Here is a 24,223-nt window from a genome sequence, read left to right on the forward strand (position 1 = left end):
CTGCGGTGCGAGTGTTTCTGTAGCTTGCAGAACTGTCTGGTTTCCCCCGTTTCTCATCTCGCCCGCCTGATCTAGCGGCGTACCGGGGTCGGACTGGACAACGATCTCAAACGGTAATGTTCCCTGCCTGTTGGGAACAGGGGGTCTGCTGCAGAAGTTACCTTGGCAACCTGGCTGACTGCTGCGCCGCCGCCCAGGCGCGGAACTCTGCCTCGGGCAGTGGGCGGCTGAAGCGGTAGCCCTGGAACAGGTCGCAGCCAGAGCGCAGCAACCGTTCTTGCTGGGCCAGGGTCTCCACCCCCTCGGCCAGCACGCGCAAATCCAGCTGGTGGGCCATGGCCACGATGGCGTCGATCAGCACCGCTGGGCGTTTGCCTTGGCCGCTGTGCTCGGGGGCGTCGATGTCCATGGTGAACGAGCGGTCGATCTTCAGAACGTCAATCGGCAGGCGCTTGAGGTAGGCCAGGCTGGAATACCCCGTGCCGAAGTCGTCGAGCGCGAAGCGCACACCGTGGCTGCGCAGCTGGGCCATTTTTTCCAGCGTGGCCTCCAGATCGTCCACCAGCACGCTTTCCGTCAATTCCAACTCCAGCGAAAAGGCGTCGATACCCACACGGGCGATCAGCGATTCAATGCGGCCGATGAAGTCCGCCTCCCGGAACTGACGGGCACTCACGTTCACAGCCATCGTCAGCTTCGTAGCCCACGGAGTGCAGGCGGGATCGTTTTGCCACCGGTGCAGGGTGGTGGCAGCTTCTTCCAGCACCCAGTTGCCCAGGGGCACGATCAGGCCGCTGGCTTCGGCTTCGGGGATGAAATGCACGGGCGACACCAGGCCACGGCGCGGGTCTTGCCAGCGCACCAGGGCCTCTACACCGGCCAGGCGGCCCTGACTGTCCACCTGCGGCTGGTAGTGCAACAGCAGCGGCGCGGGCTTGGCTTCCAACGCTCGGCGCAGGTCACTGCGCAGCGCCAGGCGTTCGCTGGCGGCTTCCTGCAAGGCATGGGCGAAAAAGTACACGCGGCTGTCGCCCGCATCCTTGGCACGGTGCATGGCGGTTTCTGCTTCGCGCAGCAGCTCGGGCGCGTCGCGGCTGTCGTTGGGAATCATCACCACACCTGCTCCGGCAGACAGGTGCAGCACCTGGCCCTGCACTTCCAGCGGCTCGGCAATCGCAGCCAGCAAGCGTTCGATGGTGCGTGCAGCTTCGGCCGATGCCTGGTTCAGATCGCCTTGCAGGTCGCACAGCAGCAGGGCGAAGGTGTCACCATCCACCCGGGCCAGCCTTTGGCCCTGGCTCTGCAGCGCGCTCAGCCGCCGTGCCATGGTGCGCAGCACGGTGTCGCCAGCGGCCATGCCGAGCGAGTCGTTGACGGACTGGAAGGCGTTGATGTTGATGGTGGCCAGGGCTGCGCGGCGCGGTTGCAGATCGGCCGCTGCCAGCTCTTGCACGACTTGTTCGAGCAACGAGCGCCGGTTGCTCAGCCCGGTCAACGCGTCGAAATGGGCCAGTTGGCGGATTTCGGCCTCGGCCGCGAGGCGGGTGCGGATGTCGCGCACCGCCACCACTCGCACCTGACGATTGTCCAGCTGGCGGCGGCGTACGCTGCATTCGCAGGGGATGGCTTGCCCTTGTGCATCTTGCAGCTCCACTTCCCACACGCCTTCCATGCCCTGCGTGGTGCGTTGAATGGTGCGCTCCAGAAAGGGGGGGGAGACCCAGGAGAGCATGGCCGTGCCCACCAGCCCTCCGGGCGCAACGCCCATGAGGCGGTCAGCGGCCGCGTTCGCATCGGTGATGCGTCCGTTTTCGTGCAGGATGATGGCTTCAAAGGAGGCGTCTGACAGTTGCCGGAAGCGGGCCTCGCTTTCGGCCAGCGCCGTGTTGCGTGCCTGCAGTTCGCTCGCCATCTTTTCAAGGGCCTGGCCCAGGTCGTGGAGATCGCCACTGCCCTGCAGGCGTGGCAGGTGGGTGAAATCGCCTGCGCCAATGCGTTCCATGCCTGCACGCAGCGCGGCCACGGGCCGCAGAATGCCCCAGTGCGCCAAGGCCAGCAGGCCCAGCGAACCAAGCAGCACGGCCATCGCCAGCACCACTGCCTGTGTACGGAGCTGGTTCCAGGTTTCTGCGGCCACTGGGCGCAGGTCATAGTCAATCCACAGCATGCCCTGGCGCGTGGCGCGCACTTCGCCAGACTGCAGGCCCATGGTGACCGGGGCCACTGCCGTCAGTCGCAGCTGCGCACGGTCCAGCGTCAAGAGCTCACGCTGCGCCCGGCGAACCTGCCGCACGGCGTCTTCGGTGTAGCCGGGTAGGTGTTCCGCTGCGGTGCGGCCCTTCCAGGCAAAGCGGGTGGCGGCAATGACTTTGCCGTCTGGGCCCACCAGGGCGGCATAGGCAACGGCAGGGTTCAGGCCCAGCTGCGAAACAATGCCCACCGTACCGCTGCCATCGTTGCGGCGCAGAACGGTCTCCAAGGCCCGCTGGGTTTCCAGCAGTTCCGCGTGCGCCGTGTGGTCGGCAAATCGCTGCAGGTCCTGGGCGTAATGCCGTTGCTGGTCTGCAATCAGAATCAAGGCCATCACCGCGCTGGCAATGATGAGCGACAGGGGCAGCCACAGGCGCAGATTGAACACCCGCACGGTGTGGGTGGCGACTGCGGGCTCCGGGTGGGGCGCTGTCATGGGGTTGTGCCGCGTACGAAGCGGTCGTCGATCAGGTGGGTGGTGTCTACCCGCCTTTGCAGCAAGCCCTGTTCGAGCATGGTGAGCGCCATGCGCTGCGCCGAGGCGGCCAGCCGCGAGTCTGTTGCGCTCATCAGCGTACGGTTGGCGGCGGCGTCTGGTAGCTCGATACCGCTGAAGGCTGCATCCATCTCTGTCGGGGTGAGGCCCAGGCGGGGCGCCATCCGCCGCAGAGCGTCCTCCCGCGCGGTACCCAGGTGGGCCAGGGCGCGTTCGTGGGCGGCCAGCAGTTGGGAGATGCGCTGGGTGCAGCAGGCCAGCGCGTCGGTGCGCGCCACCAGCACGTCCACGATTTCACCGGGGATGGCGCTGCTGTCAAACAGCACCGGCGCGCCTTCGCCCCGCAAGACCTGCAGCACCGGGTCGAAGGTCACGAGCGCGTCCACCTGGCTTTCGCGCCAGGCCGTCAGGTGTTCGTCCAGTGGCAGGGGCACTACGGTGATGTCGGTGGTGCGCAGCCCAGCATTTGCCAAGGCTGCATTCAGCATGTAGGCACCCACGGCCGTTTGTTCCACCCCCACCTTGCGGCCGCGCAGGTCCGCCAGCCCGGCCACCCCGTAGCGGGCCACCAGCGCGTCGGCGCCCTGGGAAATGTCCAAGACCCAGATCACTTTGATGGGAATGCCTTCCTGGACCAGCGTGAGGGCTTCGTCCAGCGTCAGCCCCGCCATGTCGAGCCGGCCGGTGCGCAGCCCATCCATGCTCTGCGTGGTGGAGCCTAGCTCCACCAGGCGCAGGGGAAGGCCCTCGTGCAGGCCCAGGTCGCGCGCCAGGTACAGGGGCTCGTAACCCGTCCACGTGTTGGTGCCCACCGTCAGCGGGGCCTCATAGCGGGCGCCGCACGCGCTCAACAGCGCGGCGCAAGAGGCCAGGGCAAGTGCAATGCAAGTCCCCCGCCACCCGGAACGTTTGCCGGGGGAGTCAGCGGTGTGGGGCACAGCGGAATGCATTGCCCAATGGTAAGCGAGTGTGTCCAACCCAGGGCATATGTTTTGGTCAAAAGAGGGGGAACTCCTAAGTGGCAAGTCGCGCAGGTGCCCGCCTGCCATGCGCGACAGAAATCGCCTCGGGATCCTCTGCAGGGAAATCTGGGATGATGCGGGGTTGTTTTCTCCGTCCGCTGCTGCAGCCTGCCTGCGGCCTGATTGCCACGACCATGTCTGCCGATTCTTCGTCCCCCTCTCCCGCTCCCGCATCTGTTGATGCCGCCGCTACCGGGGCCGGCCGTGCCCGCCGTGGCGGCAAGCGCCAGCGCCCCCGCAACCCTGCACCCGCGGCCACCACGCCGGATGCCGCCCCTGGCGTGGCCAAAGCCCCCCGCACTCCCCACCCCGTACTGGAACAACTGGCGGGCCTGTACCCCCACTTGTTTGGCGCGGTGTTCCGCCCGCTCAAGCGCGGTATCTTCCAGGACCTGCTGGCCGCCCACCCCGACGCGTTTGAGCGCGAAGCCCTCAAGGTGGCGCTGGGCATCCACACCCGTTCCACCCGCTACCTGCAGGCCGTGGCCGCTGGCGAAAAGCGCCATGACCTGCAAGGCCAGCCTGTGGAAGCCATGGCCCCCGAGCATGTGCACCACGCCTTGCTGGAGGTGTACCGCCGCCGCAAGAACCAAAAGGGCCGCCCCACCGAAGACCTGCTGCCCAAGCTGCGCAACCGCATCATTGCCGCGTTCGAAGCCTCGGGCCTGACGCGTGAGGCCTACACCGAACTGGTGGTGGGCCGCGACGACGCTGCCAATGCCATCCTCGAAGAAGCCTTTGCCGAATGGGCCGCCCGCAACGCCAAGGCCGAAGCCCTGCTGCGCGCCTTTGAAGCCAGCGGCAGCACGCTGGAGCAGTTTGCCGACATGTATGGCATGGACCCGCGCAGCACCGGCCAGCAACTCGAACGCGCGCGCAAATTGGCCGCTGCCGCCCAGGGCAACCCATCCGCCAGCGCCCCGGCGGTGTAACCACGCCACAGCACTGCCATGCTGCTGACATCACGGTGTCAGCAGCCACGCGGCACCATGCCAACCCTGTGAATAAATACAGGGAGTTGGAATGTCCTCTTTCATCGCACCCCAGGCGACCACCGTGGCGGCTTTTCGCGTCGCCGGGATCGCCGTGCGCACCACCAATGCGGCCGAGGCCGACCCGGCCAGCGCCCGCATCGGCCCGCTCTGGGACCGTTTCTTCAGCGAAAGCTGGGAACACAAGCTGCCCCCGCCCGGCGCCGATGGCCGGGTGTTTGGCGTCTACAGCGGCTATGCCTCAGACCAGCATGGCGCCTTCGACGTGACCGCCGGTGTGGCGGCCCCGGCAGACCATCAGGCTTTACAGGGCGCCACCACGGTGGACATTGAAGCCGACACCTACCTGGTGTTTGAAGCCGAGGGCCAGATGCCCCAGCTGGTCATCGACGCCTGGGGCGCCGTGTGGCGCTACTTTGCCGACCACCCGCAGGTGCAGCGGCGCTTTGGCACCGACTTCGAGGCCTACTCGGGCCCGTACCATGTGGCGCTTCACATTGGTGTGCGGGGTGATTTGCTATGAAATATGTAGCTAATGGCGCTTGTTGCATAAGCGCTATAGCCTGTTTTTGCTCAAAACATGCGCCGCGCTGACCGCCTGTTCCAGATCGTGCAGCTCATCCGCGGGCGGCGCCTGTCCACCGCCGCCTTCCTGGCCGAGCGACTCGAGGTCTCGCAACGCACCATCTACCGCGACGTGGCCGACCTGCAGCACCAGGGCGTGCCCATCGAAGGCGAAGCGGGCGTGGGCTACCGCCTGGGGGCGGGGTTTGAGCTGCCCCCGCTCATGTTCAGCCAAGGTGAGGCGAATGCCCTGGTGGCCGCAGCCCGCCTGGCGCAAGCCTGGCTGGACCCGGGCCTCGCGCGCGAGGTGGAGGGGGCGCTGGGCAAGATCCTGTCGGTGCTACCCCCCGCAGCCCGGCTGGCAGCCGAAGCCCAGGCGCTGTACGCGCCCATGGTGGGGCTCGACGCCCGCGCCCAGGCCACCCTGCAGGCGCTGCGCGAGGCTGTGCAAAGCTGCCATGTGGTGGAAATTGACTACGCCGATGTGCAGGGCCGCCCCAGCCTGCGCAGGCTGCGGCCGCTGGGCTGCTTTTACTGGGGCAAGGTGTGGACCTTGTCAGCCTGGTGCGAGCTGCGCAACGACTTCCGGGGCTTTCGCATCGACCGCATCGCGGCCTTCACGGTATTGTCCGAGCGCTTTCGGCAAGAGCCCGGCAAAACGCTGGCCGACCTGCTGCGCAAGGTGGAGGCAGAGAGGGACGGGTGGCCGCTGGAGTGCGTGGCTGCACCGGGGGCAGATGGGCGTTATTGATGGGATGGACCGCTTGGTCGCTCCTTCGGTTTCAGCTCGGCTTGCAGGGCACCTGTTTCCAGAGCCTTTCCGATGTTCTGAACGGCTGCCTTGTTGGCTGCAAGAGCCTCTGGATCTACAGGGAAGGAGACAACGTTCATATTGAGGGCGTGTTTGCCCGTTAACAGTGACAAGGTTGCCTTACGCAGTTCTGTTTGCTCGGCTTCAATTTCTCCATGGGCTACAGGCGAATACGCACCGCGTTTTAGTTGAACCCGGTCAAACTTGAATCCGATGTCCTGCGCAACTGCGTAGAGCAAGTTTGTAAAGAGCTCGTCGCCTTGAGCGATCCAAAGAGGAATTTGGGCGTTATCGACTTTGTTGTTGAGGTGATCGTGATACTCTTTCCACGTGTCAAGGACACGCTGCTCCTTTGCTGATCTACGTTGAATTCCAAGAACTCTCTCACCATAGAAGACGAGATCAACCATGTTCAGTGCACGCACATGCTCAGGCGCAAGTCGTGCGACCCGAGTTGCCATCAATTGCTCAAATAGAAATGCCTTCCGCCGTTGTCTCTCTCGGAGCGACTCGACGGCCTTTTGAGCCTGAACCGCGAGTACAGGCCCAAGTAGAGCGGCGACTATGGTTGCCCAGTCTTTCAACTCAAGGCCAAGGAACAGTGTTTGCATTTTGTACAGGCTTAATGTGTCCAATGAGCAGGGGGCGTCGTCACTCCCTAATAGTTAGGCAATTCTAGGGAGCGCGGTCAGCCTGAAATAGCCACAAAGGGAGCATCTGATGCCTGTTTTGGCATCATCCCAGCGTGTTTGCTCATAGTCAGAAGCAGCAGTTGGGCCCAGATAGGTAAAAATGCCGCACATCCCTGGAGCCACATCGCCCCAGTAGTGGCGGGACTCCACAGGCTGGGCCCTCTTAACCTGCCAGCGCCGCCTCAATATCCCCCGCCAGCTTTTTCGGCGCATCCTGCGGTGCGTAGCGGCGGATCACCCGGCCGTCTTTGCCGACCAGGAACTTGGTGAAGTTCCACTTGATGGCTTTGCTGCCCAGCAGACCGGGGGCTTCAGCGGTGAGCCATTGGTACAGGGGCGAGGCGTTGGCGCCGTTCACGTTGATCTTGGCCATCATCGGAAAGCTCACGCCGTAGTTGAGCTGGCAGAAGCTGGCAATCTCGTCGTTGCTGCCGGGGTCCTGGCTGCCAAACTGGTTGCAGGGAAACCCCAGCACCACCAGTCCGCGGTCTGCATAGGTTTGGTGCAACTGCTCCAGCCCCGCAAACTGGGGCGTGAAGCCGCAGGCGCTGGCGGTGTTCACGATCAGCAGCACCTTGCCCCGAAACTGTTCCAGCGCCACGCGCTGGCCTTGGATGTCCTGGGCGTCAAATGCGTAAATGTCTTGGGGCATGGGCAAGTCTCGGTGGGATGAACAGTTTGGTGACTGCACCCATCGTATCGGCGCCGCTGTTTCTGCGGGCGTGTCAGGCTTTTCGGGGCCAGCGCAGCGTGGCCAGAAGGGCGGCCGACACGATCAGGCTGCCGCCCAGCACGGTGCGCGCGTCCAGAGCGGTGTCCGTCAGCAGCACCGACGACACGCTGGCAAACACCACCTCGGACAGCATGATGAGCGCCGTGGTGCCTGCCGCCAGCCGCGTGGCGCCGTACTGCAGCGCGTAGTTGCTCAGTAAAAAGGCCGTGGCCAGCAGTAGCGCGACCACGACCCAGCCCATGGCCAAAGCGGGCACCGGCGTGACAAAGCCCGCCAGCAAGCCCGCGCAGGCGCTGGCCGTGGCCATGAGTGCGCCGCCGCCAAACATGGCCAGCATGCGCGATTCGCTGGGCAGCTGGTGCAGGCGGCGCAGAGTGACATTGGTCAGCGCAAAGCAAAAGCCCCCGGCCAGGGCCAGCAGGTCGGCCCCCGACAAGTGGCCCACCATGCGTTCAATGGACGCATCCGCAGGCACCAGCACCAGGGCCACGCCCGCAAATGCCATCACCAGCCGCACCACGGCCATGCGCGTAGGGCGCTCGCCCAGCACGCGCCAGGCCAGCAGCACCGACCAGGCGGGCATCAGATAAAACAGCAGCACCACCCGCACCACGTCGCCCACCGTCACCGCCCAGTTGAAGGCCACATTGGTCAGGCCCGACGACAGGGCCAGCAGCCACAGGGCTGGGTGCTGCAAGGTGCGCGCGAGCAAGCCAGGGCGCGCCAGCAGCAGGCCACCCACGGCCAGCGCGTACATCAGTGCCGTAGCCCACAGGGGGTGCAACCCGGCGCCGTGCAGTTGCCGAAACGGCCACCAGGAAACACCCCAGACGAAGGCGTTGAACACCAGCGCGAGGACGGGTAAAAAGTTGTGCATCAAATCGGTCACCAGCGCTTATGGGGTAAGCGCCAGCAGCTATCAAAATTGAAGTGATTGGCGCGCAGGCCTGCGCCTGCGGCGGGCTCATGCGCTGGAAGGCCAGCCCGTATCAGTGGTGGTGGTCCTGCCGCGCAATATGCAGCAGGTGTTCCACCTCTTCACGGTGGCGGTGGCAGTTGCTGATGTGCCAGCGGCGGATCAGCCACATGGTGCCCGCCACCACCAGACCAAACGCGGTGATGGCGCCGAACACCGACAGCCCCAGCTTGAGCGAGAGGCTGTAGAACGCGCCCAGGCCCAGGATGCAGGCCTGTTCGTTGAAGTTTTGCACCGCAATCGAGCGACCCGCGCCCATCAGGTTGTGGCCCCGGTGCTGCAGCAGCGCATTCATGGGCACCACCAGGTAGCCGCCCAAGCCGCCCAGCAAAATCAAAAACGGAATCGCCAGCCAGATGTTGTTGATGAACACCATCAGGATGAGCAGCAGCCCCATGGCAATGCCCAGCGGGATGACCTTGGTGGCGGCATCGAGCCGCATGCGCATGGATGCCACCACCGCGCCCACGGCCGTGCCAATGGCCACCACGCCCGTGAGGGCCGATGCCTGCGTGGTGTTGTAGCCCAGCGCTACAGCGGCCCAGGCCAGCACGATGAACTTGAGGTTGCCGCCCGCGCCCCAGAACAGGGTGGTGGTGGACAGCGAAATCTGCCCCAGCTTGTCGCGCCACAGGCGGTTGTTGCAGGCCCAGAAGTCGGGCAGCAGCGCCAGCGTGTTGGCTAGCACGTTGCGCGAGGGGTTGGTGCGCAGGGGGCGCATTTCCACGCCGGTGTGCGGAATGCGGGTGTTGAACCAGGCGGCGACCATGTACACGAGGATCAGCGCAGCAATGGCCGATTCGGCGGCGGTGTCTACGCCGGTGTCGATCAGGGGGATGTCAATGCTCAGCAGCAGCACCGACAGGTGTTGCCCCACCAGTTGCCCGCCCAGCAGCACGCCCAGGATGATGGAGGCAATCGTCAGCCCCTCGATCCAGCCATTGGCCTTGACCAGTTGCGACGCGGGCAGCAGCTCGGTCAGGATGCCGTACTTGGCGGGTGAATAGGCCGCCGCCCCCAGCCCCACCACCGCGTAGGCCATGAGCGGGTGCGAGCCAAACAGCATCATCAGGCAGCCCACCACCTTGATGGCGTTGCTGATGAACATGACTTTGCCCTTGGGCAGTGCGTCGGCAAAGGCGCCCACAAACGGGGCCAGCACCACGTAGAACAGGGCAAACATGGGCACCAGGGCGGCGCGTTGCCACTCGGGCGCGCCTTCTGTGCGCAATAACTCCACGGCGGCCACGAAGAGTGCGTTGTCGGCCAGCGAGCTGAAAAACTGCGCCGACATGATCGTGTAGAAACCGCGCTTCATCGGAGGGCTTGTGGCTGCATCAGCGGCGCTGATGCCCTGGTAAAAGTAGAAAACCGTGGCAAGTGACCGGCGGTTATATCACGCGGATAAACGGCGGCAGTGACAGAATCCGGGGCTGTTCACCCGGTTAAACCCCCATGCCACGCCCTATCCAAGCCCACATCCACACCGCTGCTCTGCAACACAACCTCCAGCGCGTGCAAAGCGCCGTGCCCGATGCCAAAGTCTGGGCCGTGGTCAAGGCCAACGCCTACGGGCACGGTATTGAGCGGGTGTTTGAAGGCCTGCGCGCGGCCGATGGCTTTGCCCTGCTGGACCTGGCGGAGGCCGAGCGCGTGCGCGCCCTGGGCTGGCGTGGCCCCATCTTGCTGCTCGAAGGTGTGTTCGAGCCGCGCGATCTGGAACTGTGCTCGCGCCTGGGCCTGTGGCACGCGGTGCACTGCGATGAGCAGATCGACTGGCTGGCCGCGCACAAGACGCAGGTGCCGCACCGCGTGTTCCTCAAGATGAATTCGGGCATGAACCGCCTGGGCTTCACGCCTGCCCGCTACCGCGCCGCCTGGGCGCGGCTGAACGCGCTGCCGCAGGTGGATGAAATCTCGTACATGACGCACTTCAGCGACGCCGACGGCCCGCGCGGCATTGCCCACCAGATGGCCGCCTTCAACACCGCCACGCAAGACCTGCCCGGCGAGCGCAGCCTGAGCAACAGCGCCGCCACCCTGCGCCACGCGGCCGATGCCGGGGTGCGCGCCGACTGGGTGCGCGCCGGCATCGTGGTGTACGGCAGCGCGCCCGACTGCCCAGAGAACACCGCCGCCCACTGGGGCCTGCAGCCCTCCATGACGCTATCGACCCGGCTGCTGGCCACCCAGCAACTGCAGGCGGGCGACACCGTGGGCTATGGCTCGCGCTTCACGGCCGAAGGGCCGCTCACCATCGGGGTGGCCGCCTGCGGCTATGCCGACGGCTACCCGCGCCACTGCGACACTGGCACGCCGGTGCTGGTGAACGGCGTGCGCACCCGCCTGGTGGGCCGCGTGAGCATGGACATGATTACCGTGGACCTCACCCCCCTGCAGCAGGCCGGTGTGCCCGTGGGCATGGGCAGCGAAGTCACGCTGTGGGGCCGAGCCAGCAACGGCGAGGTGCTGGGCATTGACGAAGTGGCCCGCGCCGCAGGCACCGTGGGCTATGAGCTGATGTGCGCGCTGGCGCAGCGGGTGCCGGTGGTGGTGGACTGATACGGCAGCGCCGTTCGACGTATCACGTCGTTGGTTCGCCTTGCCGTGCAAGCCGCCGCACTTATAGTGCGGCCCCATGACCACCCGCCGCTCCCCACGCCGCCGCTGGACCTCTGTGCGCCTGACCGCGCGCGATGTGGCCCACGACCTTGAGCAATGCCACAGCCTGCGCTGGCATGGCCTGTGCATCGGCACCCTCACGCTGCTGGGCATGTTGCTGGCCGCCTGGTTGCAAAAGCAGGCGGGCGTGCACCTGCTGTCGGTGCGCTACGCCATCACGCTGGCCGTGGGCTATGGCATTTATCTGCTGGTGCTGCGCTGGTGGGCTGCGCGCCTGCTCGATGACGAGGAGGAACACGGCAGTGCCGATGCGGGCGATGCCCTGGATGTGGCGGTGGACGTGGCCGACCTGGCCCGCTCCGTGCCCCGCAGTGGCGGTACCCGCGCGCCCGAAATGCCCCGCATGAGCGATGTGGCCGACAGCGCGGAATCCAGTAAAGGCCTGGGCGACCTGGCCAGCGGCGCGCTGGATGGCCTGGGCAGCGCCGACGAAGGCGCCGTGGTGATCATTCCGGTGGTGGCCATCTTTCTGATCGGCGCTGCCATTCTGGCCGGTGCGGGCGCGCTGGCCATGCTGTTCTTCAGCTGGGACGTGCTGCTGGCCGTGGCGGTGGAGCTGGCCTTTTCCGTGGCCGCCGTGCGCGTGGCCACACGGGTGGAACGCGAAGGCTGGCTCACCGCCGCCGTGCGCCTGACCTGGAAGCCCCTTTTGGGCGCGCTGCTGTGCACCGTGCTGCTGGGCGCCACCATCGACCACTTCCTGCCGCAGGTGGATTCGCTGCCCGAAGCGGTGCGGGTGCTGCAGGGTGGCTGAAGCGTACGCCCGTCAGATGAGGATGAAAATGGCTGATAGCGCCCGCCCATCAAGCGCAGGTAGCTATTAAAAGTGTAGCGTTTTGGATCGCCCGCCAATCCCGTAGTGGAGGCAATGTTCATGGACATTGCCTAGGATGCTCGGCACTGGAGGCCTGCCTTGTTGTTCAAGTTTTTCGAAAAAAGCGTTCCCTGTTACCCGACCAACGAGCCTGCGCTGCCGCCCCGGGGGTTTTTGGCGTTCGTGTGGGCCTGCGCGCGCGGCGTGCGCGGCTATGTGGTGGCGATGGCCGGGCTGTCGGCGCTGATTGCCGTGTACGAAGCCCTGCTGTTCGCCGTGCTGGGCCGCGTGGTGGACTGGATTGCCGCCGCTACGCCCGCCACCCTGTGGGCGCAGCGCGGCAACACGCTCACCTGGGTGGCTGCGGTCATGGTGGCCAGCATTGCGCTGGTGGCGCTGCGCACCAGCGTCAAGCACCAGGCGCTGGCCATCAACCTGCCGCTGCGCCTGCGCTGGAACTTTCACCGCCTGATGCTGGGCCAGAGCATGGCCTTTTATGCCGACGAGTTCGCCGGCCGCATCACCACCAAGATCATGCAGACCGCGCTGGCCGTGCGCGACATGATCTTCACCACCACCGACGTGGTGGTGGGCATGGGTGTGTACCTGATCACCATCTTGCTGCTGGCCTGGGGCTTTGATGCGCGGCTGTTGCTGCCGTTTGCGGGCTGGCTGGTGTGCTACGGCCTGGTGTGCTGGTACTTTGTGCCCCGCCTGGGCAAGGTCAGCCGCGACCAGGCCGACGCCCGCGCCCTCATGACCGGGCGCATCACCGACGCGTACACCAACATCGCCACCGTCAAGCTCTTCTCGCACACCCACCGCGAAGCCGAGTTTGCCCGCGCTGCCATGGATGCCTTCAAGCTCACCGGCTACGCACAGATGCGCCTGGTGAGCCGGTTTGAAATCGTCAACCACGTGCTGGTGGTGGGCATGATTCTGGGCGCCTGCGGTACCGCGCTGTGGCTGTGGACGCAAGGCCAGGTGGGCGCTGGCGCGGTGGCTGCCGTCACCGCCATGGCCCTGCGTGTGGCCGGTCACGCCCACTGGGTGATGTGGGAAGTGACCACCCTGTTTGAAAGTGTGGGCACCATCCAGGACGGTATCAACACCCTGACCCGCCCCCGCCAGGTGGTGGACGCCCCTGGCGCCCAGCCCCTGCGCGTGACGCAGGGCGAAGTGCGCTTTGAGCAAGTGCGCTTTGCTTACCAGGATGGTGGCCGCCCGGTGATTGACGGGCTCAGCCTCACCATTCGCCCCGGCGAGCGCATCGGCCTCATCGGCCGCTCGGGTGCGGGCAAGTCCACTCTGGTCAATCTGCTGCTGCGCTTTCATGACATTCAGGGCGGGCGCGTGCTGATCGATGGGCAGGACATTTCAAAAGTGACGCAAGACAGCCTGCGCCACGCCATCGGCATGGTCACGCAAGACACCTCGCTGCTGCACCGTTCGATGCGCGACAACATCCTCTACGGCCGCCCCGATGCCACCGAGGAAGAACTGCACGCCGCCGCCGAGCGCGCCGAGGCCGCCGCCTTCATCGACACCCTGACCGACCCCCAAGGCCGCCGCGGCTATGAAGCCCATGTGGGCGAGCGTGGCGTGAAGCTCTCGGGCGGCCAGCGCCAGCGCGTGGCCATTGCCCGCGTCATGCTCAAAGACGCGCCCATCCTGCTGCTGGACGAAGCCACCAGCGCGCTGGACTCCGAAGTCGAAGCCGCCATCCAGCAAAGCCTGGACGGTCTCATGCAGGGCAAGACCGTGATCGCCATCGCTCACCGCCTGTCCACCATCGCAGCGATGGACCGCCTCATCGTCATGGATGCAGGCCGCATCGTCGAAGAAGGCACCCACGCCCAACTGCTGGCCCAGGGCGGCATTTATGCGCGCCTGTGGGCGCACCAGAGCGGGGGCTTTCTGGGCGAGGCGCAGCGCATGGAATAGCCAGCCGTCGCGTCGCTGTTCGTCAGCGGGTGGCGAGTGCGCGGTGCGCCTGGGACTGCACGGCGGCGGTCATGCGGGCCAGGGCCTGCACATTCAGCCGCCAGTACTGCCAGTACAGCGGCACATCCACCGGCTTGCCTGCAATCAGCTCGACCAGCGTGCCGGCGCGCAGGTGGCCTGCCACCATCAGGTCCGGGGCCATGCCCCAGCCCAGGCCGGCCTCGGTGGCTTTGACGAAAGCGTGTGCCTCGGGCAGCCAATGCACGGGCGGCGTAAGCGCACGGCGGGTAATGCGGCGTACATAGCGGCCTTGCAGCGCATCCTTGCGGTTGAAGACCAGCATGGGTGCGCGTGCCAGCGTGGTGGCTGTCACGCCTGTGGCAAAGAAGCGTTGCATGAAGGCCGGGCTGGCCAGCGCCCGGTAGCGCAGGGTGCCCAGGGGCAGCACCTGGCAGCCCTGCACCGGCTGGGGGTCGGCCGTCACGGCGGCCATCACGCGGCCTTCGCGCAGCAGGTTGGCCGAATGGTCCTGGTCTTCCACATGGATGTCGAAGGTGATGGAAGGGTCTTCCCCCGCCTGCGCCATGGCGGCCGGGAACCAGGTGGCCAGCGAGTCGGCATTGACGCCGATGGCCAGGCGCGTGGTGCTGCGCGGGCCCCCGCCAATGGCGGCCAGCGCATCGGCCTCGCTCAGCGCAATTTCGCGGGCGTGGCGGTACAGGGCCTGCCCGGCTTCGGTGGCAGTGCAGGGCGTGGCGCGGCGCACCAGTACCTGGCCCACACGCTCTTCCAGTAGCTTGATGCGCTGCGACACCGCAGAGCGGGTGATGTGCAGCAAGGCGGCTGCGCGCTCGAAGCTGCCTTCGTCGATGACGGCAGAAAACGCATTGAGCTGGGCCGAATCGAGCTGCATGGCTGGTTAGCAATTTTGACGGATCGTTAAAAAGTATAGCTGGCATGACTGTGGTGCAGTCGCCAGAATGCAGGCCATGACCACCACTGCTTTCGTTCACGGCTTCAGTTCCACCGCCATGCTGATCATGGCCATTGGCGCGCAAAACGCGTTTGTGCTGCGCCAGGGTTTGCGCCGTGAGCATGTGTTGCCCGTGGTGGCGCTGTGTGCTTTGTCGGATGCGGTGCTGCTGCAGGCCGGGGTGTGGGGCATGGGCGGTGTTCTGCTGGCGCGGCCCGAGTGGGGGCAGTGGATGCGCTGGGCGGGTGCCTTGTTTTTGCTGGCCTATGCCCTGCAAGCCGGTGCGCGGGCACTGCGGCCGGGCCAGCTGCTGGTGACGGCGGGCGGGCCAGGCAACAGCCTGCGCAGCACGGTGCTCACGCTGCTGGCCCTGACCTGGCTCAACCCCCATGTGTACCTGGACACCGTGGTGCTGCTGGGCACCATGGCAAGCCCCTACCCCACATGGGGGCGGGCGGCCTTTGCCACCGGCGGGGCCTTGGCCAGCGCACTGTGGTTCACTGCCATCGGCTTTGGCGCACGCTGGCTGGCGCCACTGTTCGCCTCCCCCCAGGCGTGGCGGGTGCTGGATGGGGTCACTGCGGTTTGCATGATGGCCTTGGCATTTGCGATGGGTCTAAGCTAAGAACGATAAGTTCGTTACAACGCCCTGTGATTTGGTTCATAGTGGGGGGATTGATTGATCTGGAGTGATCCCCCATGCGTTTCAAAACCCTTTTGCTCGCGGCCGCCCTGGCCACGGCCCTGCCGCTGACCGTGCAGGCCAAAACCTTCCGCTGGTCCCGTTCTGTGGACATTTCTTCGTGGGACATCCACGCCCAGAACGTGGGCGTGAACAACACCATGCACGGCGCGGTGTACGACACGCTGGTCGAATACAACAGCAAGACCTTCAAGCCCGAGCCGTCGCTCGCTACCGAGTGGAAGCTCATCAAGCCCACACAGCTGCGCCTGACGCTGCGCCGCGGCGTGAAGTTCAGCGACGGCAGCGAGTTCACGGCCGACGACGCCAAGTTCTCGCTGGAGCGCGCCAAGGCCAAAAGCTCCAACTTCGCGGTCTACACGCAGGGGATTGACCGCGTGGAAAAGGTCGATGCCTACACCATCGACATCCATTCCGAGTTGCCCAACCCCGTGCTGGTGAACCAGCTCACCGAGCTGCGCATCATGAGCAAGGCCTGGGCCGAGAAGAACAAATCGGTGGAGCCCAAGGACATCAAGACCAAGGACGAAACCTTTGCCCACCGCAACGCGCTGGGCACCGGCCCCTACCAGCTCAAGCAGTGGACGCCCGACCAGCGCGTGGTGCTGGAGCCCAACCCGCACTGGTGGGGCAAGGGCAAGTACCCCACCAACCTGACCGAAATCGTCTACACCCCCATCAAGGCCGATGCGACGCGCACGGCGGCGCTGCTCTCGGGTGAGATTGATTTCGTGATCGACCCCAGCCTGCAAGACCTGGCACGCATCAAGCAGACGCCCAACCTGCAGGTGCTGGAAGGGCCGGAGTACCGCACCATCTTCCTGGGCCTGGACCAGTTCCGCGAAGAACTGCCCGGCTCGGACGTGAAGGGCAAGAACCCGCTGAAGGACCTGCGCGTGCGCAAGGCGCTGTACCAGGCCATCGACATCCAGTCCATCCAGCGCGTGGTGCTGCGCGGACTGGCCCAGCCCACCGGCACGCTGATTGCCAACCAGGTGAACGGCTGGACCAAGAAGGCCGACGTGCGCTACCCCTATGACCCCAAGGCCGCGCAAAAGCTGCTGGCCGATGCGGGCTACCCCAACGGGTTTGAGGTGGACTTTGCGTGCAGCGCGGGCCGCTACATCAACGACGAACAGCTGTGCCAGGCCATCACCTCGCAGTGGGCCAAGGTGGGCGTGAAGGCCAAGCTGCGTTCGCTGCCGTTTGCCACCTACTTTCCGATGATCCAGCGCAACGAAGCCAGCATCTACCTGCTGGGCTGGGGCGTGCCCACGTTTGACGCGTTCTACAGCCTGCAGTCGCTGGTGCGCTCGCCCGGCGCGGGCGGGGACGGCAACTTCAACCTGGGCCGCTTCTCTGACCCGCAGATGGATGCGCTGATCGAGCGGATCAAGAAGGAAACCGATGCCACCACGCGCAACCAGCTGATCGAGCAGGCGCTGATCAAGGAGCATGAGCTGGTGTCGCACATTCCGCTGTACAACCAGGTGATTCCTTGGGCGGGCTCGAAGAAGGTGGAGATCATCCACCGCGCGGACAACCGCATCGACTGGCGCTACCTGAAGGTGAACTGATCGCCTTCGCCCAGTAAAAAAGCCCCGGTGCCTGCAAAGCACCGGGGCTTTTTTGTGCCCGCAGGGGCGTCAGGCCAGTGCGCGCTGCACGGCGGGGCGCTGCAACATGCGCTGGGTGTGCGCGTGCACCTTGGGGAAGAGGGCAATGTCCACCCCGTCGCTCTTGAGCCAGCTGGCCACGGTGAACAGGTAGCCATCGGCCACCGAATACTGATCGCCCAGCACCCACGGGCCTTCGCTGAGGTAGTGGGTTTCGATGAGCTGAAAGCAGTCGGTCATGTTCTGCGGCACCTTGCGCTGCATGGCGGCCTGGGCCTCGGGCTCGTCGGCCCAGCGGCTGGCGCGGGGGCGGTGGGCGTGGGCCACGTGCACGGTGGAGGCGAGGTAGCTGTGAAACTCCTGCATGCGCGCAAAGCCGTAGGGGTCGGCAGGGGCCAGCCCGGCCTGCGGGAAGGCTTGCGCCACGTAGGCCAGCAGGGCGGGCGTTTCGGTCAGCGTGCCCTGGGGCGTGACCAGCGCGGGCACCCGCCCCTTGGGGTTGATGGCCAGGTACTCTGGCGTGCGCTGCTGGCCTGCCGCAAAGTCCACGCGCACCAGCTGGTGCGGGGCCGCGGCCTCTTCCAAGGCGATGCGCACGGCCAGCGCACAGGTGCCAGGGGTGTAGTACAACGTGAGCATGGTGGTTTGCTATTAAGTTAATAGCTGCTTGCGCTTTATATATAAGCGCTAGAGGCTATTTTGGTTAAAGGAATCAATACAGCCCGCGGGTGCGAGCCATCAGCCGCACCAGCCCCAGCAGGGCATCGGTGTGGGGCGTGGGGGTGCTGGTGATCTGCCCCAGCTCGCGCACTGCGCCCACCAGGGCGTCAATCTCCAGGGGCTTGCTCGCCTCCACGTCCTGCAGCATCGAGGTCTTGAACGCGCCCAGCTTGCGCGTAACGGCGTGGCGGTCTTCGGGCTGCTGGTCAATCGGCAGGCCCAGTTTTTCACCGATGGCCTTGGCTTCCAGCATCACCGCGCTCACAAAGCCCCGCACCAGGTCGTCGTCCAGGATGCGGTCGATGGTGGCGCCGGTCAGGGCGCTGATGGGGTTCATGGTCAGGTTGCCCCACAGCTTGAACCAGATGTCTTTCTGAATGCAGTCCGACACCTCGGCCTGGATGCCGCCGCGCTGCAGGCTGTCTGCCAGGGCCAGCAGGCGTGCGCTGCGGCTGCCATCGGGCTCGCCCAGGATGAGCCGGTCGCCAAAGTGGTGGCGCACAAAGCCCGGCGCTTCCAGCGAGCAACTGGCATGCACCACGCCGCCCAGCACGCTGCGTGCGGGAATGGCCTGGGCAATCACGCCCCCCGTGTCCACCGATTCAAGCGCGCGACCCTGCGCCGCGCCGCCAACACCGTCAAGAAACCACCACGGCACGCCATTCATGGCGGTGAGCACGACGGTGTGGGGGCCCAGCAGCGGCGCAATGGCGCGTGCCACGTCCGGCAGGCCGGGGGCTTTCACGGCGATGACCACCAGGTCTTGCACGCCCAGGGCGGCCGGGTCGCTGTGGGCGGTGACGGGCACCTGCGCTAGCGTGCCGTCGGTGCGCCGCATGCGCAGGCCCTGCGTCTGCAGGGCGCGCAATGTCTCGCCGCGCGCCACCAGGCTGACCGGGTGGCCCGCCTGCGCCAGGGCCACGCCCAGCCAGCCGCCAATCGCACCTGCGCCGTAGATACATGCTTTCATCGTCATAGAGTCGTTATGGACCGAGGAGTGGGTGAACAGGGGGTGAGCGTGCAGCGCTGTCAGTAGCCCAGTGGCCGCACCGCTGGGGTGGCGGTTTCCGTGCGAAAGCGCGCCAGCAAATCCTGCGCAGCGCTGACCAGCAGCATGGTGTCCACCCCCACGGCCACAAACAGCGCGCCCGCTGCCAGCCACTGGCGTGCCTGCGATTCGGTGGTGGCCAGAATACCCGGCGCCTTGCCCGCGCGCAGGATGCGCGCAATGCCGTCGTGGATGGCCGCCTGCACCTCGGGGTGCCCTGGGTTGCCCGGGTGGCCCATCGATGCCGACAGGTCCGCCGGGCCGATGAACACGCCGTCCACACCGGGCGTGGCAGCAATGGCGTCCAGGTTGTTCATGGCTTCTACCGTCTCGGCCTGCACCAGCAGGCAGATCTGCTGGTTGGCCTCGTGCACGTACTGCGGGTACGCCTGCCAGCGCGACGAGCGGGCCAGCGCGCTGCCCATGCCGCGCACGCCTTCGGGCGCATAGCGCGTGGCGCGCACCAGCTGCTGGGCCTGCTCGGCGGTGTCCACCATGGGCACCAGCAGGGTCTGCACGCCCAGGTCCAGGAACTGCTTGATCAGTGCCGTGTCGCCCACGGGCACGCGCGCAATGGGGTGGGGCGCCTGCGCGCCGGGCGGCAGGGCGCTGGTGGCGCTGGCCGCACTGGCTATTGCCTGCAGCTGGTGCAGGATGGAGCGCAGGTCGTTAGGCGCGTGTTCGCCATCGACCAGCAGCCAGTCATAGCCGGTGCCCGCGAGGATCTCTGCACTGTAGGCGTCGGCCAGGCCGAGCCACAGGCCAATCTGTGCCTGCCGCTGGGCCATGGCCTGTTTGAAACGGTTGGTAGGTGTCTGCAATTTGTGCTCCATGGGTCTTTGCCTAGCCCGCCATCGTACGGGCTGTGGCGCGCGCTTGCTGGCATGGCCGCTATAGTCGGCTGCCCTTGCATCGGGGGCTCCCCTTTCCTATCGCCATGGCCAAAGACAAAACCACGTTTACCTGTACCGAATGCGGCGGCACCAGCCCGCGCTGGCTGGGCAAATGCCCGTCCTGCGGCGCCTGGAACACCCTGATCGAGCAGGTGGCCGAGGCCGGGCCGGGCAAAAACCGCCTGAGCGCGCCGCAAGGCTACGCGGGCCTGGCCAACGCGCAGCCCGTCCTGCCGCTGGCCGCCATCGAGGCCCAGGACGTGGCCCGCACCCCCAGCGGCATCGACGAGCTGGACCGCGTGCTGGGCGGTGGCATTGTGGAAGGCGGCGTGGTGCTGATCGGCGGCGACCCGGGCATTGGCAAATCCACCTTGCTGCTGCAGGCCATGGACGCCCTGCAACGCGCGGGCCTGCCCGCGCTGTACGTGACGGGCGAAGAAAGCGGCGCGCAGGTGGCGCTGCGCTCGCGCCGACTGGGCATTGACGGCAGCCAGGTGCAGTTGCTGGCCGAAATTCAGCTCGAAAAAATCCTGGCGACGGTGGATGCCACGCAGCCTGCCGTGGTCGTTATCGACTCCATCCAGACCACGTATTCCGACCAGCTCACCAGCGCGCCGGGCTCGGTCGCCCAGGTGCGCGAATGTGCGGCGCACCTCACACGCATGGCCAAGGGCACGGGCATTGCCGTGATTCTGGTGGGCCATGTGACCAAGGAGGGCGCGCTGGCGGGCCCGCGCGTGCTGGAGCACATGGTGGACACCGTGCTGTACTTTGAAGGCGACACGCACAGCCAGTTCCGGCTGGTGCGCGCCATCAAGAACCGCTTTGGCGCCGTGAACGAAATCGGCGTGTTCGCCATGACCGAAAAGGGCCTCAAGGGCGTGAGCAACCCGAGTGCCATTTTTCTGAGCCAGCACAGTGAGCCGGTGCCCGGCAGCTGCGTGATGGTGACGCTGGAGGGCACACGCCCCCTGCTGGTCGAGATCCAGGCGCTGGTGGACAGCGGCGGGCCCAGCCCCCGGCGCCTGTCGGTGGGCCTGGACAAGGACCGCCTGGCCATGCTGCTGGCCGTGCTGCACCGCCACGCCGGGGTGGCCTGCATGGACCAAGACGTGTTTGTGAACGCCGTGGGCGGCGTGCGCATCAGCGAACCGGCGGCCGATTTGGCGGTGATGTTGTCCATCACCTCCAGCCTGCGGGGCAAGGCGTTGCCGCGCGGCTTCCTGGCCTTTGGCGAAGTGGGGTTGGCTGGTGAGGTGCGCCCCGCGCCGCGCGGCCAGGAGCGCCTGAAGGAGGCCGCCAAGCTGGGCTTTTCCGTGGCTGTGGTGCCTAAGGCCAACGCGCCCAAAAAGCCCATCGAGGGACTGACCATTCACGCGGTGGAGCGGGTGGAAGAAGCCATGAACGTGGTGCGCGGCATCGGCTGACAGGCTGCGCCGCCTGGGGGTGCGCCGCCGTACGCACTCTCCGCAGTGCGCGCAGCCGCCGCCCATACGACAATGACGCCCATGAATTTGCGCAATATTTTTGTCCCCGCCGGGGTCATCGGGCTGGTGCTGGTGGGCTACGCCTCTGCTGGCTGGCCTGGCGTGGCGGCCGTGGTGGGCGGCCTGGTCATGTGGGCGCTGCTGCATTTCACGCGGCTCATGAACGTGATGAAAAAAGCTGCCAACCGCCCCATGGGGTATGTGGGCAGCGCCGTCATGCTCAATGCCCGGCTCAAACCCGGCGTGAACCTGATGCACGTGATGGCCATGACGCAGTCGCTGGGCGAGCGCCTGTCGCCCGCCGACACCGACCCAGAGATTTACCGCTGGACCGATGGCACACAGTCGCATGTGACCTGCGAATTCATCCATGGCCGCCTGCAAAAGTGGACGCTGGAGCGGCCACAGGCGCAGGAATCCACCGCCGCCGAGTAAGGCCCCGGCCGGGGTGGGCTGGTTTTGCGTGCGCGGCCCCTGCTGCCGCCCGTAAAATCAGGGGCTTGCTCAACCACAGCAACCCACAAAGGACACCCATGAGCCCCGTAGTTCCCTCGATGGCCGATCGCGACGGCAAAATCTGGATGGACGGCCAGATGGTCGATTGGCGCGATGCCAAGATCCATGTGCTGACCCACACGCTGCACTACGGCTGCGGCGCTTTTGAAGGCGTGCGTGCCTACAACACCGTCAACGGCCCGGCGATCTTCCGTCTGCAGGAGCACACTGAGCGCCTGTTCAACAGCGCGAAGATCCTGCGCATGAAGATCCCGTTCAGCCAGGAAGAGGTCAACGAGGCGCAAAAGGCCGTGATCCGCGAGAACAAGCTCGAATCCGGCTACATCCGCCCCCTGACCTGGGTGGGCGACAAGAAGCTGGGCGTCAGCCCCAAGGGCAACACCATCCACCTGATGGTGGCCGCCTGGGCTTGGGGTGCTTACCTGGGTGAAGAGGGCATGAAGCGCGGCATCCGCGTCAAGACCAGCAGCTACACGCGCCACCACGTCAACATCACCATGACGCAGGCCAAGGCGGTGAGCAACTACACCAATTCCATCCTGGCCAACATGGAAGCCACCGACGAGGGCTACGACGAAGCGCTGCTGCTGGACAGCTCCGGTTTCGTGTCCGAAGGCGCGGGCGAGAATATTTTTGTGGTCAAGAACGGCGTGATCTACACGCCCGACCTGTCGGCCGGTGCCCTGAACGGCATCACCCGCAACACCATCTTCCACATCGCCAAGGACTTGGGCCTGGAGATCGTGCAAAAGCGCATCACACGCGACGAGGTGTACATCGCCGACGAAGCCTTCTTTACCGGCACCGCTGCCGAAGTCACCCCCATCCGCGAGCTGGATCGCATCGAGCTGGGCAAGGGCGACTATGTTGGCAGCCGTGGCCCCATCACCGAAAAAATCCAGACCGCGTTCTTTGACATCGTCAACGGCCGCAATCCCCAATACGCCCACTGGCTCACCAAGGTTTGATCATGTCCCAAGCAGTTGTAGAAGTTCTGGCCAAGGACCTGAACGCCCAAGGGGCCGTGTTCTGCCCCAATCCCAAGGCCGACATGAAGCTGTGGAACAGCCACCCCAAGGTGTACCTGGATGTGGCCCACACCGGCGAAGGCAAGTGCCCTTACTGCGGCACCGTGTACCGCCTGAAGGCGGGCGAAGTGGTTCGCGCGGGGCACTGAGCTTGCAGCTCAGACAACCCCAGCCCAGCACCCCGCTGGCGATGCGTTCAATGTGGCGCCGCAGGGCGGGCGGCGGGGGGCAAAGGGGCGGCGGCCTGGCAGGCCTTCCCCCACAGGCTGTGGGGCGCGGGGGCGCCGTGTTGTGCCATGAGTTCAGCGAAATGCCGGCGCTCTCCGCCGCGCAGCTTGACCAGTGGCGCCATGTGGGGGTCTGCGGCCACCAGGCACAGGCGTGGGTAGAGCAGGTACCACTTCCACGACACGGCTTTTTGATAGAAAAACGCCGTGTCCTCGGCTTTGGAGAGCGTCAGTCGGCTGTTCGGGTGGCGGCGCAGCACCCGCTGGGCGGTGACATGCCCCAGCAAATAGACCGGATCGGTGATGCCCTGCAGCAATGCGGCGTAACCTGGTTCGCGCTGCAGCGATGCCAAATAGGCTTGCGTGCCGATTTCAAAAAGCGCATGGTGAAACTCTCTTTGCCATGCCGTCACAAACGCCCCACCCGCTGGTGCGCCAAACGCCCAGTTCTCGATCACGGGGTAGCGGGCATCGTGCGTGTAGCCGCCCAGGTAAAAACCGACGAATTCCGAGTGCTCTGCGCCTTGCCTGGCCTCTAGCCAGTCCAGGGGCTGGGTCAGTACCACGCTGGCATCTAGCCAGTAGCCACCGTAGCGACTGACCAGGTACAGGCGAATCCAGTCAGACTGCTTGACGGGGTTCAGCGCACTGAACCCCTCAGGCCAGTCGGTGGGCGGCACATGGTCGCGCACGGTCTGCTGGTTCAGTACCTGTACTTCAAAATCGGGGCACTGGGTTTGCCAATTGGCGATGCATTGCTGGACGAAAGGGTCGGGTTCCACCGCATGCCAGTAACTCCAGATCTTGCGGGGAATGGGCGCGGGGTGCTCGGTGGGTGCCGTGCTTGGGGCCGTGGGGGCGCCTGGGGGGGCTGGGGGCGTGTAGGCTGCCGCACGGTGCGGCTGCAGTCGTGCCAGCAGCTGGTAGGCGATGCGGAACGCGGCTGCGGGAAGTTGGCGTGTCATGGATACGGAGCCCCGAAGTGTGGAAAAATGCAATGAAGGATTTTTGCACTTCGGCCTCTGGGTTGCGTTGA

At 65.7% G+C, this 24,223-nt stretch carries 23 protein-coding genes; 12 read left to right on the top strand and 11 right to left on the bottom strand.

What is annotated here, in order from left to right; translation table 11 throughout:
• Positions 1-157 precede the first annotated feature (157 nt).
• Positions 158-2,686: an EAL domain-containing protein gene (locus AADJ04_RS04395; RefSeq protein WP_341238883.1), complete on the bottom strand. Its 2,529-nt coding sequence runs from the start codon at positions 2,684-2,686 to the stop codon at positions 158-160.
• Positions 2,683-3,558: an ABC transporter substrate-binding protein gene (locus tag AADJ04_RS04400; RefSeq protein ID WP_341238884.1), complete on the bottom strand. Its 876-nt coding sequence runs from the start codon at positions 3,556-3,558 to the stop codon at positions 2,683-2,685. Before AADJ04_RS04400 ends, AADJ04_RS04395 begins: the two co-directional genes overlap by 4 nt.
• A 344-nt stretch (positions 3,559-3,902) precedes the next feature.
• Here AADJ04_RS04400 and AADJ04_RS04405 point away from each other — a divergent pair, with 344 nt between their 5' ends.
• From AADJ04_RS04405 to AADJ04_RS04415, 3 genes are all read left to right on the top strand, one after another.
• Positions 3,903-4,700, top strand: a complete 798-nt coding sequence (locus AADJ04_RS04405; protein ID WP_341238885.1) for a ProQ/FINO family protein — start codon at positions 3,903-3,905, stop codon at positions 4,698-4,700.
• Positions 4,701-4,791: 91 nt separating this feature from the next.
• Positions 4,792-5,283 (top strand): GyrI-like domain-containing protein, encoded by a 492-nt coding sequence (locus tag AADJ04_RS04410; protein ID WP_341238886.1) that lies wholly within the window; start codon positions 4,792-4,794, stop codon positions 5,281-5,283.
• A 57-nt stretch (positions 5,284-5,340) separates the two neighbouring features.
• Entirely contained in the window at positions 5,341-6,075 is a 735-nt protein-coding gene (locus tag AADJ04_RS04415; protein ID WP_341238887.1) for a YafY family protein, read from the top strand.
• Here the strand turns inward: AADJ04_RS04415 and AADJ04_RS04420 are convergent.
• From AADJ04_RS04420 to lplT, 4 genes are all read right to left on the bottom strand, one after another.
• Positions 6,069-6,746, bottom strand: a complete 678-nt coding sequence (locus tag AADJ04_RS04420; RefSeq protein ID WP_341238888.1) for a DUF6680 family protein — start codon at positions 6,744-6,746, stop codon at positions 6,069-6,071. The two genes, AADJ04_RS04415 and AADJ04_RS04420, sit on opposite strands and share 7 nt — an antisense overlap.
• Positions 6,747-6,990: 244 nt before the next feature.
• Positions 6,991-7,479, bottom strand: coding sequence for a glutathione peroxidase (locus tag AADJ04_RS04425; protein WP_341238889.1), 489 nt, complete (start codon positions 7,477-7,479; stop codon positions 6,991-6,993).
• A 73-nt stretch (positions 7,480-7,552) separates the two neighbouring features.
• Positions 7,553-8,437, bottom strand: a complete 885-nt coding sequence (locus AADJ04_RS04430; RefSeq protein WP_066690685.1) for a DMT family transporter — start codon at positions 8,435-8,437, stop codon at positions 7,553-7,555.
• Between the two features lie 112 nt (positions 8,438-8,549).
• Positions 8,550-9,854 (bottom strand): lysophospholipid transporter LplT, encoded by a 1,305-nt coding sequence (gene lplT / locus AADJ04_RS04435; protein ID WP_341238890.1) that lies wholly within the window; start codon positions 9,852-9,854, stop codon positions 8,550-8,552.
• Positions 9,855-9,991: 137 nt separating this feature from the next.
• On the opposite strand from lplT, the gene alr reads away from it, so the two are divergent.
• The 3 genes from alr to AADJ04_RS04450 all read left to right on the top strand — a co-directional run bounded on the left by alr (position 9,992) and on the right by AADJ04_RS04450 (position 13,976).
• Complete coding sequence (gene alr / locus AADJ04_RS04440; RefSeq protein ID WP_066691117.1) at positions 9,992-11,098, top strand: alanine racemase; 1,107 nt, start codon at positions 9,992-9,994, stop codon at positions 11,096-11,098.
• Positions 11,099-11,174: 76 nt separating this feature from the next.
• Positions 11,175-11,972: a hypothetical protein gene (locus tag AADJ04_RS04445; protein ID WP_341238891.1), complete on the top strand. Its 798-nt coding sequence runs from the start codon at positions 11,175-11,177 to the stop codon at positions 11,970-11,972.
• 162 nt (positions 11,973-12,134) lie between these two features.
• Entirely contained in the window at positions 12,135-13,976 is a 1,842-nt protein-coding gene (locus tag AADJ04_RS04450) for an ABC transporter ATP-binding protein (protein ID WP_341238908.1), read from the top strand.
• Positions 13,977-13,998: 22 nt separating this feature from the next.
• Here AADJ04_RS04450 and AADJ04_RS04455 read toward each other — a convergent pair whose 3' ends face one another.
• A complete protein-coding gene (locus tag AADJ04_RS04455) occupies positions 13,999-14,889 on the bottom strand; it encodes a LysR family transcriptional regulator ArgP (protein WP_341238892.1) in 891 nt (296 codons plus the stop codon).
• A gap of 76 nt (positions 14,890-14,965) precedes the next feature.
• Between AADJ04_RS04455 and AADJ04_RS04460 the strand changes: the two genes are divergently transcribed.
• Both AADJ04_RS04460 and AADJ04_RS04465 read left to right on the top strand, forming a co-directional pair.
• On the top strand, positions 14,966-15,574 hold the full coding sequence (locus tag AADJ04_RS04460) for a LysE/ArgO family amino acid transporter (RefSeq protein ID WP_066695529.1): 609 nt from the start codon (positions 14,966-14,968) through the stop codon (positions 15,572-15,574).
• A 74-nt stretch (positions 15,575-15,648) separates the two neighbouring features.
• The gene (locus AADJ04_RS04465) at positions 15,649-17,229 is read left to right on the top strand and encodes an ABC transporter substrate-binding protein (protein WP_066695521.1); all 1,581 of its coding nucleotides are present in this window, start codon (positions 15,649-15,651) and stop codon (positions 17,227-17,229) included.
• 69 nt (positions 17,230-17,298) lie between these two features.
• Here the strand turns inward: AADJ04_RS04465 and AADJ04_RS04470 are convergent, their stop codons facing one another.
• The 3 genes from AADJ04_RS04470 to hpaI all read right to left on the bottom strand — a co-directional run bounded on the left by AADJ04_RS04470 (position 17,299) and on the right by hpaI (position 19,857).
• Positions 17,299-17,907 (bottom strand): glutathione S-transferase family protein, encoded by a 609-nt coding sequence (locus AADJ04_RS04470; RefSeq protein WP_066695520.1) that lies wholly within the window; start codon positions 17,905-17,907, stop codon positions 17,299-17,301.
• Between the two features lie 73 nt (positions 17,908-17,980).
• Positions 17,981-18,958 (bottom strand): 2-dehydropantoate 2-reductase, encoded by a 978-nt coding sequence (locus AADJ04_RS04475; RefSeq protein WP_066695519.1) that lies wholly within the window; start codon positions 18,956-18,958, stop codon positions 17,981-17,983.
• 59 nt (positions 18,959-19,017) lie between these two features.
• Positions 19,018-19,857 carry a 4-hydroxy-2-oxoheptanedioate aldolase gene (gene hpaI, locus AADJ04_RS04480; RefSeq protein ID WP_341238893.1) on the bottom strand — a complete coding sequence of 280 codons (840 nt, stop codon included), beginning with the start codon at positions 19,855-19,857 and terminating at the stop codon, positions 19,018-19,020.
• Positions 19,858-19,973: 116 nt separating this feature from the next.
• On the opposite strand from hpaI, the gene radA reads away from it, so the two are divergent.
• The 4 genes from radA to AADJ04_RS04500 all read left to right on the top strand — a co-directional run bounded on the left by radA (position 19,974) and on the right by AADJ04_RS04500 (position 23,109).
• Positions 19,974-21,356: a DNA repair protein RadA gene (gene radA, locus AADJ04_RS04485; RefSeq protein ID WP_066695518.1), complete on the top strand. Its 1,383-nt coding sequence runs from the start codon at positions 19,974-19,976 to the stop codon at positions 21,354-21,356.
• 81 nt (positions 21,357-21,437) lie between these two features.
• Positions 21,438-21,851: a glycerate kinase gene (locus AADJ04_RS04490; protein WP_066695523.1), complete on the top strand. Its 414-nt coding sequence runs from the start codon at positions 21,438-21,440 to the stop codon at positions 21,849-21,851.
• A gap of 98 nt (positions 21,852-21,949) precedes the next feature.
• Positions 21,950-22,900, top strand: coding sequence for a branched-chain amino acid transaminase (locus tag AADJ04_RS04495; protein WP_066695517.1), 951 nt, complete (start codon positions 21,950-21,952; stop codon positions 22,898-22,900).
• A 2-nt stretch (positions 22,901-22,902) separates the two neighbouring features.
• On the top strand, positions 22,903-23,109 hold the full coding sequence (locus tag AADJ04_RS04500) for a zinc-finger domain-containing protein (RefSeq protein WP_066695516.1): 207 nt from the start codon (positions 22,903-22,905) through the stop codon (positions 23,107-23,109).
• Positions 23,110-23,156: 47 nt separating this feature from the next.
• On the opposite strand, the gene AADJ04_RS04505 is transcribed toward AADJ04_RS04500, so the two are convergent.
• On the bottom strand, positions 23,157-24,152 hold the full coding sequence (locus AADJ04_RS04505) for a capsular polysaccharide synthesis protein (RefSeq protein ID WP_341238894.1): 996 nt from the start codon (positions 24,150-24,152) through the stop codon (positions 23,157-23,159).
• Between the last annotated feature and the right edge of the window lie 71 nt (positions 24,153-24,223).

Source organism: uncultured Acidovorax sp. (assembly GCF_964021665.1).
GTDB lineage: Bacteria > Pseudomonadota > Gammaproteobacteria > Burkholderiales > Burkholderiaceae_C > Acidovorax > Acidovorax temperans.